The 16,602-nt window shown below is 70.8% G+C and carries 17 protein-coding genes and 1 tRNA gene; 8 read left to right on the forward strand and 10 right to left on the reverse strand.

Annotation, left to right across the window (positions count from 1 at the left end):
* Positions 1–28: 28 nt before the first annotated feature.
* From ACWD3C_RS23645 to ACWD3C_RS23655, 3 genes are all read right to left on the reverse strand, one after another.
* The gene (locus ACWD3C_RS23645) at positions 29–625 is read right to left on the reverse strand and encodes a hypothetical protein (RefSeq protein WP_451146968.1); all 597 of its coding nucleotides are present in this window, start codon (positions 623–625) and stop codon (positions 29–31) included.
* Positions 626–824: 199 nt separating this feature from the next.
* A complete protein-coding gene (locus ACWD3C_RS23650; RefSeq protein WP_451146970.1) occupies positions 825–2,225 on the reverse strand; it encodes an amidase in 1,401 nt (466 codons plus the stop codon).
* Positions 2,226–2,255: 30 nt separating this feature from the next.
* Entirely contained in the window at positions 2,256–3,203 is a 948-nt protein-coding gene (locus tag ACWD3C_RS23655) for a D-2-hydroxyacid dehydrogenase (protein WP_451146972.1), read from the reverse strand.
* Between the two features lie 188 nt (positions 3,204–3,391).
* On the opposite strand from ACWD3C_RS23655, the gene ACWD3C_RS23660 reads away from it, so the two are divergent.
* Both ACWD3C_RS23660 and ACWD3C_RS23665 read left to right on the forward strand, forming a co-directional pair.
* The gene (locus tag ACWD3C_RS23660; protein ID WP_451146974.1) at positions 3,392–4,294 is read left to right on the forward strand and encodes a maleate cis-trans isomerase family protein; all 903 of its coding nucleotides are present in this window, start codon (positions 3,392–3,394) and stop codon (positions 4,292–4,294) included.
* Positions 4,291–5,022, forward strand: a complete 732-nt coding sequence (locus ACWD3C_RS23665; protein ID WP_451146976.1) for a maleate cis-trans isomerase family protein — start codon at positions 4,291–4,293, stop codon at positions 5,020–5,022. Before ACWD3C_RS23660 ends, ACWD3C_RS23665 begins: the two co-directional genes overlap by 4 nt.
* A 266-nt stretch (positions 5,023–5,288) precedes the next feature.
* Here ACWD3C_RS23665 and ACWD3C_RS23670 read toward each other — a convergent pair whose 3' ends face one another.
* Positions 5,289–5,789, reverse strand: coding sequence for a DUF3830 family protein (locus ACWD3C_RS23670; RefSeq protein ID WP_451146978.1), 501 nt, complete (start codon positions 5,787–5,789; stop codon positions 5,289–5,291).
* A 183-nt stretch (positions 5,790–5,972) separates the two neighbouring features.
* Between ACWD3C_RS23670 and ehuB the strand changes: the two genes are divergently transcribed.
* The 6 genes from ehuB to ACWD3C_RS23700 all read left to right on the forward strand — a co-directional run bounded on the left by ehuB (position 5,973) and on the right by ACWD3C_RS23700 (position 10,236).
* The gene (ehuB, locus tag ACWD3C_RS23675) at positions 5,973–6,878 is read left to right on the forward strand and encodes an ectoine/hydroxyectoine ABC transporter substrate-binding protein EhuB (RefSeq protein ID WP_451146980.1); all 906 of its coding nucleotides are present in this window, start codon (positions 5,973–5,975) and stop codon (positions 6,876–6,878) included.
* A gap of 15 nt (positions 6,879–6,893) precedes the next feature.
* Positions 6,894–7,646 carry an ectoine/hydroxyectoine ABC transporter permease subunit EhuC gene (ehuC, locus tag ACWD3C_RS23680; protein WP_451146982.1) on the forward strand — a complete coding sequence of 251 codons (753 nt, stop codon included), beginning with the start codon at positions 6,894–6,896 and terminating at the stop codon, positions 7,644–7,646.
* Positions 7,643–8,287, forward strand: a complete 645-nt coding sequence (ehuD, locus tag ACWD3C_RS23685) for an ectoine/hydroxyectoine ABC transporter permease subunit EhuD (protein ID WP_451146984.1) — start codon at positions 7,643–7,645, stop codon at positions 8,285–8,287. The genes ehuC and ehuD overlap by 4 nt, the downstream gene beginning before the upstream one ends.
* On the forward strand, positions 8,277–9,104 hold the full coding sequence (gene ehuA / locus ACWD3C_RS23690; protein ID WP_451146986.1) for an ectoine/hydroxyectoine ABC transporter ATP-binding protein EhuA: 828 nt from the start codon (positions 8,277–8,279) through the stop codon (positions 9,102–9,104). Before ehuD ends, ehuA begins: the two co-directional genes overlap by 11 nt.
* 213 nt (positions 9,105–9,317) lie before the next feature.
* Positions 9,318–10,076 carry an IclR family transcriptional regulator gene (locus ACWD3C_RS23695; protein ID WP_451146988.1) on the forward strand — a complete coding sequence of 253 codons (759 nt, stop codon included), beginning with the start codon at positions 9,318–9,320 and terminating at the stop codon, positions 10,074–10,076.
* Between the two features lie 86 nt (positions 10,077–10,162).
* A tRNA-Lys gene (locus ACWD3C_RS23700) sits at positions 10,163–10,236 on the forward strand.
* Positions 10,237–10,281: 45 nt separating this feature from the next.
* Here ACWD3C_RS23700 and ACWD3C_RS23705 read toward each other — a convergent pair.
* The 6 genes from ACWD3C_RS23705 to ACWD3C_RS23730 all read right to left on the reverse strand — a co-directional run bounded on the left by ACWD3C_RS23705 (position 10,282) and on the right by ACWD3C_RS23730 (position 16,551).
* A complete protein-coding gene (locus ACWD3C_RS23705; protein ID WP_451146990.1) occupies positions 10,282–11,598 on the reverse strand; it encodes a M18 family aminopeptidase in 1,317 nt (438 codons plus the stop codon).
* Between the two features lie 145 nt (positions 11,599–11,743).
* Positions 11,744–12,397, reverse strand: coding sequence for a LuxR C-terminal-related transcriptional regulator (locus tag ACWD3C_RS23710; RefSeq protein ID WP_451146992.1), 654 nt, complete (start codon positions 12,395–12,397; stop codon positions 11,744–11,746).
* Entirely contained in the window at positions 12,382–13,614 is a 1,233-nt protein-coding gene (locus ACWD3C_RS23715) for a sensor histidine kinase (protein ID WP_451146994.1), read from the reverse strand. The genes ACWD3C_RS23710 and ACWD3C_RS23715 overlap by 16 nt, the downstream gene beginning before the upstream one ends.
* Positions 13,615–13,685: 71 nt before the next feature.
* Positions 13,686–15,335, reverse strand: a complete 1,650-nt coding sequence (locus ACWD3C_RS23720) for a long-chain-fatty-acid--CoA ligase (RefSeq protein ID WP_451146996.1) — start codon at positions 15,333–15,335, stop codon at positions 13,686–13,688.
* A gap of 56 nt (positions 15,336–15,391) precedes the next feature.
* Positions 15,392–15,850 carry a hypothetical protein gene (locus ACWD3C_RS23725; RefSeq protein ID WP_451146998.1) on the reverse strand — a complete coding sequence of 153 codons (459 nt, stop codon included), beginning with the start codon at positions 15,848–15,850 and terminating at the stop codon, positions 15,392–15,394.
* 95 nt (positions 15,851–15,945) lie between these two features.
* A complete protein-coding gene (locus tag ACWD3C_RS23730; protein WP_451147000.1) occupies positions 15,946–16,551 on the reverse strand; it encodes a lytic polysaccharide monooxygenase auxiliary activity family 9 protein in 606 nt (201 codons plus the stop codon).
* Positions 16,552–16,602: the final 51 nt, after the last annotated feature.

Raw genomic sequence — 16,602 nt, forward strand, 5'->3', positions numbered from 1 at the left:
CGGTACGGCACCGCCGCTCGCGCGGGAGTTACGGGGTCACATCGGCGCACACCACGTAGGCGGTGAACTCGGGAGTGGGCGGGAGGGTAACTCCGTCGGGGGCGAGGGCGACCTCCCACCCAATGGGTGTGGCGCCATCAGTGCCGGGGACGGGCCTGCTGGTCTCGACGATGGGGGCGAACGCGTCGAACCCGCCGCCGGTGGCGACATCGCCGGCGTCGCAGAAGGCGGTCACATCAAAGTCGGGCAGAGACTCGGTCGCGAACCTGACGTACGTGCTGCTACCCGGGGCACCCTGCGCGCCCGGGTCACCCTGCGGGCCCTGCTCGCCGATCGGGCCCTGCTCGCCGATCGGGCCCTGCTCGCCGATGGGGCCCTGGGGGCCTCGGAGGCCCGGGTCGCCCTGGGGACCCTGCGGCCCGCGCTCGCCCTTGTCCTTGTCCTTGTCGGCACTCACGGCGCCGTTCGGGCCGGGCAGCGCCACAGCGCTGTCGGAGCCGGACCTGTGGATCGCGTCGGCGACGGCCGTGCTACACGGGACGACATTGAGCGCTACGGCAAGCGCGCCCACCGACACCGCCGTGGCGGTTTTCACGCGTGAACTACGGATCGTTCTACGGCTCACCAGAGAACCTTCCTTCACGAAATTCGAGGGATCAGACCGCAAGCGCGTGCACTCGGAGCACTTCATTCGCGTGCGTGTCACGTCGCCTTGGCTACGGACAAGCCCATCCTTCGCTCTGGATGGCTGAAATATTACGAGCCGGTGCGTGTCACAGGCGAAGATCACCCGAGCGGCCTCAAGGGTCCCGTGTGCGGGGCCCTCATCTCCGGGGCGGCTCGACCCCGGCCACCCCCGCCTCGTACAGCGCATGCGCCGTCCGCAGCACGAGGTCGTCCCGGTGCCGGGCGGCCACGATCTGCAGCCCCACCGGCAGCCCGTCCCCGTCCGTGCCGACGGGAACGGTCGCCGCCGGCTGCTGGGTCATGTTGAAGGGGTACGTGAACGGCGTCCACCCCGTCCAGCGCCGGTGGCCCGAGTCCTTCGGGACCTCGGCGCCCGCCTCGAAGGCGGTGAGCGGGAGGGTCGGGGTGACGAGCAGGTCGTAGGTGTCGTGGAAGCTGCCCATACGGCGGCCCAGCTCCATGCGGACGTCGACCGCGGCCAGGTAGTCGAGGGCGGAGTAGCGGGCGCCCAGATCACAGATCTCCCGCAGCCCGGGGTCCATCATCTCCCGCTGGTGCGGCCCGAAGTGCTCGGTCACCCGGGCCGCCCCGCTGAACCACAGGGTGTGGAAGGCGTCCACCGGCTCGGTGAAGTCGGGGTCGGTCTCCTCGACGTACGCGCCCAGCCCCGCCAGCCGCTCCACCGCCCGCCGTACCGCCGCCGCGACCGCCGGGCGCACCGCCACCTGGCCGCCGAGGGACGGTGAGTAGGCGACACGCAGGCCGTGCACACCGCCGGTCAGGGTGGCCGCGTAGGAGCCGGGGGCGGCGGGGAGTGCCGACCAGTCGCGGGAGTCGCCACCGCCGATCACGTCGAGGAGCAGGGCCGCGTCCGCCGCGTCCCGGGTCATCGGGCCGACGTGGGCGAGGGTGCCGAAGGCGCTGGCCGGATAGAGGGGGACACGGCCGTACGTCGGTTTCAGCGCGAAGATGCCGCAGAACGCCGCCGGGATACGGACGCTGCCGCCGCCGTCGGTGCCGAGAGCGAGCGGTCCGGCGCCGAGGGCCACGGCCGCGGCGGCGCCGCCGCTGGAGCCGCCGGCGGTACGGGCCGGGTCGTGGGGGTTGCGGGTCACGCCGGTGAGGGGGCAGTCGGTGACGCCCTTCCAGCCGAACTCGGGCGTCGTGGTCTTGCCGAGGAAGACCGCGCCGTGCTCGCGCAGACGGGCCACGGAGGGCGCGTCCTCGTCCCAGGGGCTCTGCGCGGAAACGGCCTTGGAGCCGCGCAGAGTCGGGGCGCCGCGCAGCAGCAGGATGTCCTTCACGGTGACCGGCACGCCGTCGAGGAGACCGGACGGCTCGCCGCGCCGCCAGCGCCCGGCCGACTCGCGGGCCTGCGCCAGGGCCTCGTCCGCCAGCAGCCGCACGAACGCGTTCACCTCCGGCTGGATCCGCTCGGCCCGCTCCAGGGCCGCACGGGTGGCGTCGACGGGAGTGAACTCGCCCGTGCGATAGCCGTCGAGGAGTTGTACGGCGGTCAGGTCCGTGAGATCCGTCATGCGCCCTCCAGGCGTACGTCCGTGAGGAGTTCAGCGCCCGGGTACGTACCCACGCTGCTTGTCGACCACGTTCAGCAATGGCCTGCCCGCCTCCCACCGCTCGAACAGATCCACGAACTGCGCCCCGAGATCCTCCCGCCAGCCGACCGTGTCGCCGCTCATGTGCGGGGACACGATCAGGCCCGGAAGCTGCCACAACGGGCTCTCGGGGGTGAGGGGCTCGTGCTCGAAGACGTCGAGCGCCGCCCCCGCGATCCAACGCTTCGACAGCGCCTCGGCCAGCGCGTCCTCCACGACGAGCTGCCCGCGCCCGACATTGATGAAGCGGGCCGAGGGCTGCATGACGCCGAAGCGGCGGGCGTCGAACATGCCGTACGTCTGCTCCGTCAGCGGCGCGGCCGCTACCACCCAGTCGGCGCGGGCGAGCAGCCGGTCCAGGTCGTCGGGGCCGTGGATGCCGGTGTGCGGGACCCGTCCGACCAGGGCGGTGGTGATGTCGAGGGCCTTGAGGGTTCGGGCGATCGCCCGGCCGATGGGGCCGGATCCGACGACGCACGCGCGCGTGCCGCCGACGCGCTGCGACTCGCGGTGCCGCCAGGTCCGCTCCTGCTGGAGCTCCCAGGTCCGCGGCAGGTCCTTCGCCATCGCGAGGACGAGGGCGGCGACGTACTCGGCGATCGGCTGGTCGAAGATCCCGCGCGCGTTGGTGACCACGGTGTCGGACGCGGCGAGCTCCGGGCACATCAGATGGTCCACGCCGGCGCTCGCCGTGTGCACCCAGCGCGGACGCGGGCCCTCGCCGGGCCAGGCGTGCCGTACGGCGTGCGAGGTGAAGTCCCAGACGAGGAGCACATCGGCGTGCGGGAGGCGCTCGGCGAGGGTGGACTCGTCGGCGTGCGCGATCCGCACGCGCCCGGTGAGCCGGCCCAGTCGCGGGGGCGGTTCGGCATCCAGGACAAGCAGGGTGGTGTCGGACATGGCAGGGAAACCGTCTTGCAATCTGCGTCCGCTTCTCTGGAGGGGGTCTTACGGGGCGATCGTAGGGCGCTGGCCGTCTGAGATGCGCGGATTGACCACGCTCGCACCGGAACCTACCGTCGTCAACAGACACCCGCATACGGTTCGTCGTCATCCCGTCCCTCGCTCGTCATGAGGCCGGTGCCACCATGGATGTCACTTTTCTCGGCGGACCCCGCCCGCAACGCGGAGTCGGCGTCGTCGCCCCTTTCGACTTCGCGCTCGACCGTGAGCTGTGGCGGTGGGTGCCGGACGAGGTGTCCCTGCATCTCACGCGGACGCCGTACGTCCCGGTCGAGGTGAGCCTCGACCTGGCCCGCCTGGTCAGCGAGCACGAGACCCTGACCGACGGCGTCCGCACCCTGAACGCCATCGCGCCCGAGGTCGTCGCCTACGCCTGCACCTCGGGCAGCTTCGTCGGCGGCATCGCGGGCGAACGGGCGATGTGCGCGGCGATGACCCGGGCGGGCGCGATACCGGCGCTGACGACGTCCGGGGCACTGCTGGAGGCGCTGACCGAGCTGGGCGTACGGCGGGTGGCACTGGTGACGCCGTACACCGTGTCGGTGACACGGGCGCTGGAGGAGTACATGGCGGGCGCGGGCATCACGGTGACGGGGTGCGCGTTCATGGGGCTGACGCGGCGCATCTGGCAGGTGCCGTACCGCGATGTGGTCGAGATGGCGCGCCAGGCCGTGGAAGGCGACGGGTCGGGCACTCCGGGGCTCGTCGCCGACGCCCTCTTCATCAGCTGCACCAACCTCCCGACGTACGACGTGATCCCTCAGCTGGAGGCGGAGCTGCGCGTCCCCGTGCTCTCGGCCAACCAGGTGACGATGTGGGCCGCGCTGCGCCGGCTGGGTACGCGGGCGGTGGGGCCGTATCAGGCGCTGATCAATCCGGCGGCACGCCCCGGTCGCGCAATGCCCGATGTACTGGACGTGCCGGATGTACCGGACATATCGACTGTGTCGAATGTGTCGGACGCATCGGACGGATCGAACATGCCGGATGCCCCGGAGCCAGAGCAGCAGCAGGAAGGTTGGACATGACCGCACTCGGATTCCTCTACCCGGGCCACTCCGCCGAGGACGACTACCCCCGCATCGAGCAACTGCTCGCCAGCGACATCCGGGTGGACCTGGTGCACACCGACATCGGCGAGGACGCGCACCGGGAGGACGCCCTGCGGCGGATGGGGTCCGCGGAGCGGCTCGCGGCGGGCGTCGAGGCGCTGCGGCTGTCGGGCGCGGAGGCGGTGGTGTGGGCCTGCACGAGCGGCAGCTTCGTCTACGGCTGGGAGGGCGCCCACGAGCAGGTGCGCTCCCTCGCCCGCGCCGCGGGCATGCCGGCGTCGTCGACGTCGTTCGCCTTCGTGCACGCGGTGCGGGAGATCGGGGTACGGCGGGTGGCGGTCGGCGCGACCTACCCGGACGACGTTGCGGCGCTGTTCGTGGACTTCCTGGGGGCGGCGGGGCTGGAGGTGGTCGCCGTCCGTGGCTCGGGGATCATCACGGCGGCGGAGGTCGGCACGTGGGGCGAGGAGGAGGTGTTCACCCTGGCGAGGGCGGCGGACACGGAGGACGCGGAGGCGGTACTGCTCCCGGACACGGCGCTGCACACGGCCGCCCATATCCCCGCCCTGGAGAAGGACCTGCGCAAACCGGTCCTGACCGCCAACCAGGTCACCGTCTGGGAGGCCCTCCGCCTGGTGGACCGCCGGGTGAACGCACCGGAACTCGGCATGCTGTTCGCAAAGGAGCCAATTGTGCAGGTGTGAGGGCCCCCACCGTGTGGACGCTGTCAGCGAATTCGGGCCGCAGGCGCCAATGGGCAGCTTTGTCTCAGCTTGAGATTTAACCCAGCGGATTCGAACACCTCTGACCGGCGCTTTCAGGCGCGATCAACGCGCCTGGCGGGTCGAATCGGGCGAAAACGCCCAGTCGACGCAGCAGAGGGTCGTGTTCGAACGGCGAGGTTAAATCTCAAGCTCAGCGAGCATGCCGCAAACGCGGCGCGCGGCGGCACGCATACACACGCCCCGGTCTACGCCCTCCGGAACTCCAGCCGCTCCCCCAGCGCCCCTGCCCGCCACAGGTCGTTGCACGCCTCCGCCATCGCGTCCAGGCCCTCGACCACCTGCCCCCACACGATCCCGGGCACCCAGCCCACGTCGCCGTTGAGGAGGAGGTTGTTGCGTTCGTAGAAGAGGGCGAGGTCGACCACGGGGGTCCCGGCCCGGACCCCGGAGGTCTCGGAGTAGCCGTAGGACTTCGCGCCCAACTGTGTACCGGAGAAGGAGAAATAGCAGAGGTCTCCGGGGATGGGGGTGATGGTGGGGTTCTCCAGGGGCGGCTCGGTCTCCGCGAAGGCGGGAAAGAGCGAGTAGACCTCGTTTCGGGCGTACTTGGCGTGGTAGACGTCCCCGCCGAGCGGGAGCGCCTGCCACACCGCCTCACAGGTGAGGGGGGCCCGGTCGTCGAGCAGTTTCGCGGTGCAGCGCACGTCCCGCTTGGCGAAGGAGAGTTCCAGATAGCGATCGGCCATGCCACCACACTCCCCGGCGACGAGGCCTCCCATACCTCCGCCGCCAGAGAACAGGATGATCTCGTTCCGGACACTGTTGGGTCACATACCCCGGCCAGTCGGCATAGGCCCTGGGGATCGGGCAGGCGAGTCCACTGGTCTGTATGACGACCAGACTGCACGTCCCTTTGGAGGTTGCGCGTCATGTCCGAGTTCCCGACCCTGTCCCGCAGGGGTTTTCTCACCAGAACCACGGCCCTCGGCGGCCTGATCGCCGTGCCCGGTCTCCTCACCGCCTGCAGCAAGACGGACGACGGCGGCGGTGACAGCGCGGGCTCGGCGCTGGACCAGCTCGCGGAGCAGGGCTACGTGCGCGTCGCCTACGCGAACGAGGCCCCCTACGGCTACGAGGAGGACGGCGAACTCAAGGGCGAGGCCCCGACCCTGCACCGGGAGATCTTCCAGGCACTGGGCATCGACGAACTGCGCCCGACCTTCTCCGAGTGGGACGGACTGATCCCCGGGCTGCAGGCCGGCAAGTACGACGTGATCAGCGCCGGCATGGCCATCATCCCGGAACGCTGCGAGAAGGCGCTGTTCTCGGAGCCGGAGTTCATCTCGCCCACCGCAATGATGGTGAAGGAGGGCAACCCGCAGAACCTGACCGACCTGGCGTCGGTGAAGGAGGCCGGGATCACCATCGGAGTGATGTCGGGCGCGGTCGAGAAGAGCTACGCCACCGGCGCCGGGATCTCCGAGGACGACATCAGGACGCTGCAGAAGCCGCAGGACGGCGCGGACGCGGTGAAGGGCGGCCGGATCGACGCCTTCCTGCTCACCGGCATCTCGCTCAACTGGCTCGCCAAGAACAACAGCGGCGTGGAGGTCACCGAGTCCTTCGTCCCCGAGCTCGACGGTGTGAAGCAGTACAGCCCGGGCGGCGCGGTCTTCCGCAAGGGCAGCGAGGACCTGCGGGACGCCTTCAACCGGGAGCTGAAGAAGATCACCGCGGACCCGGACCGCTATGTGCAGCTCATCGGGGAGTACGGCTTCGGCGAGGACACGATCCCGCCGGCGGACCTGAAGACCGCCGATCTGTGCCAGGCCTGACGGGGACCCTGGCGCATGGGTGATTTCTACTCGTACTTCTTCGACCATATGCCGGACGTGTGGTCGGGGCTGTGGGTGACGGTCGAGGCGACGGTGCTCGGCGCTGCCGTCGCCCTCGCTCTGGCGTTCGTGTTCGGCTTCATGGCGAACAGCCGGCCCGTGCTCGTGCGGGGGGTGTCACGGGTCTTCGTCGAGTTCTTCCGCGGTACGTCGCTGTATGTGCAGCTGTTCTGGCTGTACTACGCCTTCCCGCTGCTGACCGGGTACGAGCTGTCCCCGCTGTTCTGCGGGGTCGTGGCGTTCGGCATGAACTACGGCGCGTACGGCTCGGAGGTGGTGCGCGGTGCGCTGAACGCCGTGCCCAAGGCGCAGTGGGAGGCCGCCGTCGCGCTCAACCTGACCCCGGTGCAGCGCATGCGCCGGGTGATCCTTCCGCAGGCCTGGGTGCAGATGATCCCGCCGTTCACCAACCTGTTGATCCAGTTGCTGAAGTGCACCCCGCTGCTGTGGCTGATCTCGGCCGCCGACCTGACGACGGTGGTCCAGCAGATGCGTGACCGCACGGGCGAGTCGACGGCCGCGTATCTGACCCTGCTGGTCATCTACTTCGTCCTCGCCTACACGCTGACCCTGCTGATGAACGCCCTGGAGCGGCACGCCAAGACCCGGCTCGGCCAGCGCACGAGCACCCGCGGCCTGCTGCGCCCGCGCAGCGGCGCGGCCGCGGAGAAGTCCGGTGTGGCGGCGGGCGGAGGGGGTGCCGCGTGAACTACGAATGGGACTGGGACGCCCTGCGCGAGTCGCTGCCGCTGCTGCTGGAGGGGTTCAGGACAACGCTGCTGGCGACGGTTCTGGGGACGCTGGTGGCCGCCGTGCTCGGCCTGGTCGTCGCCATGGCCGGACGGGCGCCGACCCGACTGGTGACCGTGCCGGTGCGGGCGGTCACCGAGTTCGTCAGGTCGACCCCGCTGCTGGTGCAACTGGTGGGCGCCTACGCCGTGTTCAACACGGTCGAGCCGCTGACCATCGGCATCGTGGTGCTGGGCATCCATTACGCCTCGTACCTGTCCGAGGTGTACCGGGCGGGCATCGACGCCGTACCGAAGGGTCAGTGGGAGGCATGCCGGGCGTTGTCCATGTCTCCGCGGCGCACCTGGCGGGCCGTGATCCTGCCGCAGGCGGTACGCAATGTGCTGCCCGCGCTCGGCAACTACGCGATCGCCATGTTCAAGGAGACCCCGTTCCTGGCCGTCATCACGGTCACGGAGATGGTCGCCGAGGCACGGGAGTACGGGGCGTTCAACTTCGCGTACGTCGAGACCTTCACCCTCGCCGGACTGATCTTCCTGCTGGCGAGCTACCCGACCTCGCTTCTGATGAGAAAGCTGGAGAAGCGCTTTGGCCACTGATCCCCTGCAGAAGACGAATCCCGAGGACAGCGTGGAGGAAGGTACCGCCTCGGGCCACCTGGTGGTGTTCGACCAGGTGGTCAAGCGGTACGGCGACCATGTGGTGCTGAACCATCTGGACTTCACGGTGGAGCGCGGCCAGCACGTCACCCTGATCGGGCCCAGCGGCTCCGGCAAGACCACCATTCTGCGGCTGCTGATGACGCTGGAGCCGGTCAGCGAGGGCCTCATCATGGTGGGCGGGAGGCCGCTCTCCCACATGCCCGCGCCGGGCGGCGGCCTCAAGCCGGCCAGTGAGAAGTACCAGCGGGACATCCGCAAGAAGATCGGGATGGTCTTCCAGCAGTTCAACCTGTTCCCGAACATGAACGTGCTGCAGAACATCACCGAAGCACCCGTCAACGTCCTCGGCATGGACCGCGCCGAGGCGGAGGAGCGCGCCAGGGAACTGCTCGACCTGGTCGGACTGCGGGAGAAGGTCAACGCCCATCCGACCCAGCTGTCCGGCGGTCAGCAGCAGCGCGTGGCGATCGCCCGCGCGCTGGCCATGCGTCCGGAGATCCTGCTGCTGGACGAGGTGACGTCGGCGCTGGACCCGGAGCTGGTGGCCGGGGTCCTCGACGTCCTCAGGGACATCGCGCACTCCACGGACATCACCATGCTCTGTGTGACCCACGAGATGAACTTCGCCCGCGACATCTCGGACCGGGTCATGATGTTCGACTCGGGCCACGTGATCGAATCCGGCACCCCGGAGAAGATCTTCGGCGAGCCGGAACACCAGCGGACGCGGGAGTTCCTCGGCGCGGTGCTCTGATTACGCGATGTGAGCACCGCCGGAGGCGGGAACACCCGAGGTCCGCTCACCGGGGCATGACTTTGGCATATGCCAGAGTGCTATCACTCCAGTTGAGCGGACTGAGGGTGCGCTCATTTTCTCGTCAACAACCCCTCCCCGCGCACTCTTTGAGCCGTATCGTGGGTAACGGCACGCTGTCCGAAAAACAGCCTGAGACGCGCAGGGGGAACCGTGGCGCTCAAGCACGAGCCGACCGCGCCGTACCACTCGGCCCAGGACGCCCTGCGCGTCCTGGAGACCGTGTCGCGGCACACCACCGGCGTCACCGACGCCGAACTCCTCCGTCGGACCGGCCTCGGCAGGGAGCGACTGACCACGCTCCTGCGGATGCTGCGCCGCGAGGGGTACCTCGAACAGACCGCCGACGGCGCGTACGTCGCCGGTGACGCCCTGACCCGACTGAGTTCCGCGCACGGCCGTGACCAGGCCCTGCGCGAGAAGCTCCAGCACACCCTGGACCGGCTGCGCGACTCGGTGGGCGCGGCCGTCTACATCAGCCGGTACGTCGACGGCGAGATCCGCGTCACCGGATGGGCCGACGGCCCGACCATGCCCGCGGTCAACGAATGGGTCGACTTCCGCTCGGCCGCCCATGCCACCGCGATCGGCAAGAGCCTGCTGGGTCAGCTCGACTTCAACGCCCGCCGCGACCATCTGGCCCGCCACCGGCCGGCCCGCCTCACCTCGCGCACCATCACCAGCGAGAAGGTGCTGCTCCGCAAGCTCGACGCCCAGCCGGCCACGGTTCCCGTCCTCGACCTCCAGGAGTACGCGCCGGGCACGGTCTGCGCGGCCGTCCCGATCACGGCGGGCTCCGCCGTCGGCTGCCTCGCCCTGTCCCTGCCGGTCGAGCACGCCCACCGGCTCCGCCAGGCCGCGGAGCGGCTGAACAAGGGGGCGGCGCCGGTGCTGCTGTCCCTGGCGATCTAGCCGGTCGGCGCCCGGTCGGGAGCACCCTTCCGGACCAGGTAGTATTTCTCTTGTCGCCGCCCGCGAGAGCGGGCAGCGGGAGTCATGCGCCGCTAGCTCAGTTGGTTAGAGCAGCTGACTCTTAATCAGCGGGTCCGGGGTTCGAGTCCCTGGCGGCGCACATATACGAAGGCCCTCCACCTGAGGTGGAGGGCCTTCGTGTTGATCACTCCGCTGTCATGAACTCCACCAGAACCCGCGCCAGCAGCCCCGGATCCTCCGCCCCGCACAGCTCCCGCGCCGAGTGCATCGACAGCCCCGGCACGCCCACGTCCACGGTCGGCACCCCGAGCCGGGCCGCCGTGATCGGGCCGATCGACGTACCGCAGGGCATCGCGTTGTTCGAGACGAACGGCTGCCACGACACCCCGGCCCGCTCGCAGGCGGCGGCGAACACGGCGACCCCGGCGCCGTCGGTGGCGTACCGCTGGTTGGCGTTGACCTTGACGACCGGGCCGGCGTTGGGGAGGGGCCAGTGGTCCGGGTCGTGGCGTTCGGCGTAGTTGGGGTGGACGGCGTGGGTCATGTCGGAGGAGACGCAGAAGGCGCCCGCGAGCGCCCGGTTCCAGTCCTCCGGGCCGCCGCCGCGCGCGGCCACCGAACGGCTCAGCACCCGCTCCAGCAGCGGCCCCTGGGCCCCGCTCTCCGAGCCGCTGCCGACCTCCTCGTGGTCGAAGGCGGCCAGCACGGGCACATACGCCGACGGCCGGGCCGTCGCCGCCTCGACCAGGGCGGTCACGCCGGCGTGCACCGAGATCAGGTTGTCCAGCCGGGACGCCACGAGGAACTCCTCGTCCGCGCCCAGGTACCCGGGCGGCTGGATGTCGTGCAGCATCAGATCCCAGCCCAGGACCTCCCGGACATCGACACCGGCCTCCTCGGCGACCCGGCCGAGGAGCGCGCCCGGGGCCGTGCCGCCGAGTCCCCACAGCGGGGTCATGTGCCGCTGCCGGTCCAGCGCGAGCCCGTCGTTGACCTTGTGGTCGAGGTGGATGGCGAGCTGTGGCACCCGCAGCAGCGGCCGGTCGAGGCAGACCAGACTGCTCGACCCGTCCCGCAGCGCGAGCCGCCCGGAGACGCCGAGGTCCCGGTCGAGCCAGGTGTTCAGCGGGACGCCGCCGTAGATCTCCACGGCGATCTGCCGCCACCCCGCCGAACCGGTGTCCGGGGCGGGCTTCACGCGCAGGTTCGGCGAGTCGGTGTGGGCGCCGACGATCCGGAACGGCGTGTGCGGAGCGGCGCCCTCCGGGACGTACCAGGCGAGGATCGCGCCGCCGCGGACGACATAGCGGCCGCCCTCCGCGCCGGTCCAGTCGTCCGTCCCGCGCAGCTCCTTGAAACCGGCCCGCTCCAGGCGCCGCGCGGCGTTCGCCACCACGTGGTACGGCGACGGGCCGGACCGGATGAAGGAGAGCAGGTCGTCGCTGTGGGCACGGTCGTGGCCGTACAGGGGGAGCTGGGCGCGGTCATGCGTGGGGGACATGGCTGCCTTTCCGGGCTGACTCCACGGTCGAAGGGTGCACTCACCCTCCTCTCATGGGCATTGGGCATCTGTAATCTGCGCAGTTCGGGCTTCTCCCACTCCTGCGAGGAGGGAGAGTCTCACGCAGCCTCGCACTCCGGCGCCCTCAGCGTCGCAGATACGCCAGCACAGCCAGTACCCGGCGATGTGTCTCCTCGGCGGGAGGCAGGTCCAGCTTCTGCAGGATGTTCCCTATGTGCTTGCCCACGGCGGCCTCGGTGACGACCAGTTCCCGGGCGATCGCTCCGTTGGACTTCCCCTCGGCCACCAGCCCCAGCACCTCCCGCTCACGGGGAGTCAGCGCCCGCAAGGGGTCCCTCCGCCGCCGCAGCAACTGCCGTACGACCTCGGGGTCCACGACCGTGCCCCCGGCGGCGACCCGCTCCACCGCCTCCGCGAACTGCTCCACCTGCCCGATCCGGTCCTTGAGCAGATAGCCGACCCCGGTACCGTCCCCGGTGTCCAACAGCTCGGCGGCATAGGCGCGTTGGACGTACTGACTGAGGACGAGCACGGGCAGCGTGGGGTCGGCGGCACGCAGCTCCAGCGCGGCCCGCAGGCCCTCGTCCTGGAAGCCCGGCGGCATCCGTACGTCGGTGACGACCAGATCGGGGCCGTACGACATCACGGCCGCGCGCAGCGAATCCGCTTCCCCGACCGCGGCTACCACCTCGTGCCCGAACCGGCCGAGCACCCCGACGAGCCCTTCCCTCAACAGCACGCTGTCCTCGGCGAGTACGACCCTCAACGCGGCTGACACGGGATCTCCAGGGACAGTACGGTCGGCCCGCGGGCCGGGCTGTGGACGGACAGTGTCCCATCGAGGACGGCGAGCCGGTCCGCGAGCCCGGTGAGCCCCGACCCGCGCGCCGGATCGGCGCCGCCGACCCCGTCGTCCCGCACCGACACCCGCAGCAGCCCGCCCTCGTACCGCCCCCTGATCCACACCCGCTCCGCCTCGCTGTGCCTGCCGACGTTGGCGAGCGCCTCCCGTACGGCGAAGTAGGCGGCGGATTCCACGGATTCGGCGAACCGCGGCAGATCCGCATCCACATCCACGAGTACGGCGGACCGGTCGGCCGCGTCGGCGACGGCGTCCGGGAGGCCGTAGTCGGCGAGGACCTGGGGATGGATGCCGTGGATCAACTCCCGTAGCTCGCCGAGCACTTGGTCCGCCTCCTTGTGCGCGGCGGTGAGCCGGTCGGCCAGTTCCGGCGGGGCGTCCAGGCGGGCCAGACCCAGCGACATGCTGAGCGCCACCAGCCGTTGCTGTGCCCCGTCGTGCAGATCCCGCTCGATCCTCCGCCGCTCGGCCTCGAAGGCGGCCACCAGCCGGGCCCGCGACCGGGTGACCTCGGTGAGCCGCCGCTCGGTCTCGTCCTCGCGCGGGGCGAGCAGGTACCGGACGAGGGCGGCGCGGGCCCGGCCGTACTGCGCGAGGGGCCACATGAGTACGAGGAGGAGTACGGCACCGGCGGCCGCGCACAGCAGGGCCTGACCGTAGGTGTCGATCAGCCACAGCTTGGCGACGCGGGTGTCGTCGCCGAGGACCGCGAGCTGCACCGGTGCCGCGAGCATGGCGCCGGGCACGCCGACCGCCCCGGCGAGCACGAGCAGGTCGAGCGGCCAGAGCAGGACGGTGAGCAGCGCCGTGTACGCGTACTCCCGCCAGGTCGCCCGCTCGGTCAGCCGCAGCCGGGCCCAGGCGGCGAGGCCGGGCTCGGCCGGGGTGCGGTGCGGGCTCGGCGCCACCGGGGCACGGTCGGCCAGCCACAGCCGCCGGCGCTCCAGGGCGCCGACGGCCACCCCGGACAGGGCGCTCAGGGCGAGGATCGGCAGCCCCACCAGGATCGGCGTGAGCGCCAGCCCGACCGTCTTGAGCACCAGCAGGACGACGAGCAGCGGGGCGCCCACCAGGACACCGGTCACGAGGTAGGCGACCGCCCGGGGCGCGTCCCGTGCGACGGTTCGGATCATGCGTTCACCGTAGGCCGGGCGCTCCGGAGCAGGCCATACGCGCAGGGGGCGTCCTCTGGGTATGCCTGGCCCTACCTGGTGAGCAGTTCCTCCCGCCCCCGCGCGCGGTACTCCGCCACCAGCCCCGCCGCATCCGCCTCGTCCAGCCTCCGGTACGCCCGCTCCCCCGGCGGCCGCCACCACACCGGGTCCGCGCACCGGAAGCCCTCCCGGCGCAGCCGTACCCGGTGGATCTTGTTGGTGGCGGTGACCGGCATCCGCTCCACGACCCGTACGAACCGGGGCGCCATCTTGGTCCCCAGGTCGGGCTGGGCGTGCAGGAATTCAGCGAAGCGGTGCGGGTCGAAGGCGGTACCGGCGATCGTCGCCATCACCTGGTCCCCGGCCACCGGGTCGGGCACGGCGTAGACCGCCACGGCGTCGGCGCCGTCGTACCGGGCGAGGATGTTCTCGATCACCGCGGCGGCGAGGTTCTCGCTGTCGACGCGGAGCCGGTCGTCGGTGCGTCCGGCGAAGTACAGGAAGCCGTCGGCGTCGCGGTAGAAGAGGTCGCCCGTCCAGTACCAGCCGTCCCGCCGCCGGGCCGCGTCCGCCTCCGGGTTGCGCCAGTAGCCCTCGAAGGGGTTGGGCCCGCGATTGACCAACTCCCCTATCGCCTCGTCACCGTTGAGCAGCCGCCCGTCCTCGGCGAACCGGGCCGGCGGGCACTCCGCCCGCGTCTGAGCGTCGACCACCGCCAGGTCGTCACCCCGCATCGCCCGCCCGATCGCGCCCGCCGGGGTGCCGGGTGTGCGCTGGATCGCCGCCCCGCCCTCGGAGGAGCCGTATCCCTCCACGAGCCGCACCCCGAACCGCTCCTCGAAGGCCGCCGCGTCCACGGCCCCCGCCTCCGTGCCGAAGCCGAGCCGCAGCGGGTTGTCGCGGTCGTCGGGGCGGGGTTCGGTGGCGAGGATGTACTGCACGGCGCGGCCGACGTAGGTGAAGTACGTGGCCCGGTACGCCCGTACGTCGTCCAGGAACCGTGACGCCGAGAACCGCCGCCGCAGCGCGACCCCGGCACCCGCCGCGAGCGCGGGCGCCCAGTCTGCGATCACCGCGTTGCCGTGGAACATCGGCATGCAGACGTAGTGCACGTCGTCCGGCCGCACCCCGAAGTGGTCGACCAGCGATCGCCCGGCCGCCGCGAGCCGCCCCTGCGAGCAGATCGCGGCCTTGGGGGCGCCGGTCGAGCCGGAGGTGAAGTAGAGGAGGAGCCGGTCGGAGGGGGTCGCGCGGGTGGGGTCGGGCTCGGCGTCGGCGTACGACGTGAGCAGCTCCGCGTAAAGCTGAGTGTCCGTCACCAGTACGCGTACGCCTGGGAGTTGGAGTCCGTCGAGCAGCGGCAGATGGGTCCGTTCGGTGACCAGGACCCGGCATTCGGTGTGCAAGATGTCGTGGGCCAGTTCCGGGCCCCGCCGGGTCGGGTTGATCCCGGCGACGGCGGCACCCGCGAGGGCCGCCGCGCTCAGCCAGAGCGGGTACTCGGGGGTGTTGTCGAGCAGCACCCCCACGTGGGGCGCGGCGCCCGGCGGAAGCAGGTTGGCCAGCAGCGCCGCGCGGGCCGCCGCCCCGGCCGCCACCTGGTGATGGCTGAGCACGCGCTCCTCGAACCACAGACCGGGCCGGTGGTCGCCCCACCGTTCGGTCACGAGTTGCGCGACGGTTCGCCTCGTGGACTTCATGGGGGCGCACGGTAATTGACGCTCCATCAGATGTGGAGCCCCATGACCTGTGACGGTCACATGCCCGTGAAGGAATCCGACCTCGTCGCGAAGGTGACCATGAAGCCGACGCAGAACGCGACGACCACACCGAGGAACACCAGGATGCCCGCCGTCGCCGCCAGGTTCCTGCCGTGGCCGGGCGCCTGGGCCGTGGCGGCCGCCTCGCGGCCCTCGGCGTAGTACACGGTGACGATGTCGCCCTCGACCGTCGTCCCCGGGCCGTCCTCCTCCTCGAACCGGACCGGGCGCCCGTCGCGCGCGGTGAACTCGTAGACGTGATGCAGCGTCGTGCGCACCCTCGTGTCGCCGCTGCCGCCACGGGTCGTCGTGTACACCCGCAGACAGCGCCCCTCGGCGGTCAGCCCGCTGTTCCAGGCGCTCCCGAGCTGCAGCGAGCGGCGGATCACCCTGGCCGCCATGAAGAGGGCGACGGCCATGATCAGCCCGGGCACAAGGTAGAAGAACAGGTCCATCGCGTCCCCCGGTGGTCGGTACGCCGCCTTGATCGGCGGCGTACCGGAGAACGTATCCGTGCCGGCGTCCCCTGCGGCTCAAGGGATGCTCAGAATCAGAACATGACATCCGAACAGGCGTAGAACGCGTTGCCCGTGTCCGCGATCGTCCACACCGCGAGGATGACGTGGTGGCCGCTCAGCCCGGACGGCAGCCGTCCGGTGCGGGAGAGCGTGGACGGTGGGCGCTGGCCGTTGTACGGCACCGTGAAGAACGGCGTGAGGTTGAGGTCCAACCGGGCCAGGGCGTGGTTCTGGTTCCAGCCGGGCCTGGTGACGTAGTACTGGAAGTCGGTCGTGGCGTGCATGGCGGTGAACTGCCAGCGGAACGTGTAGTTCTGGCCGCCCGTCACCCTGGTGGTGGGCCAGGCGCCGCCGCCCGGCCTGGTGGGCGAGTTGAGCTGGTTGAACCGGCTGTTGCCGCCCGAGCAGAGCTGTCCGTCGGCCGGTCCTGACGCCGGGAAGCCCTTCGGGCCCTCGACGCTCTGCGGCTCCCACTGGATGTCGCCGCAGTTGGTCACGGTGCCGTTCTGGCAGAGCTTCTGCCGGCTGACGGGGAGGTCGGTGTAGCCGTGGCCACTGGCACCGCCGCTGGGGAGCACGAGGGCTCCGGTGGTGGCAAGGCCGACCGCGGCCACGGACCACTTGGTCTTCTTACGCATGCTGCCGCTCCTGGAGAACGTGGGGGAAGTTCCGTGAGCCGTACAGTTAGG

The sequence above is a fragment of the Streptomyces sp. NPDC002845 genome, assembly GCF_053591955.1.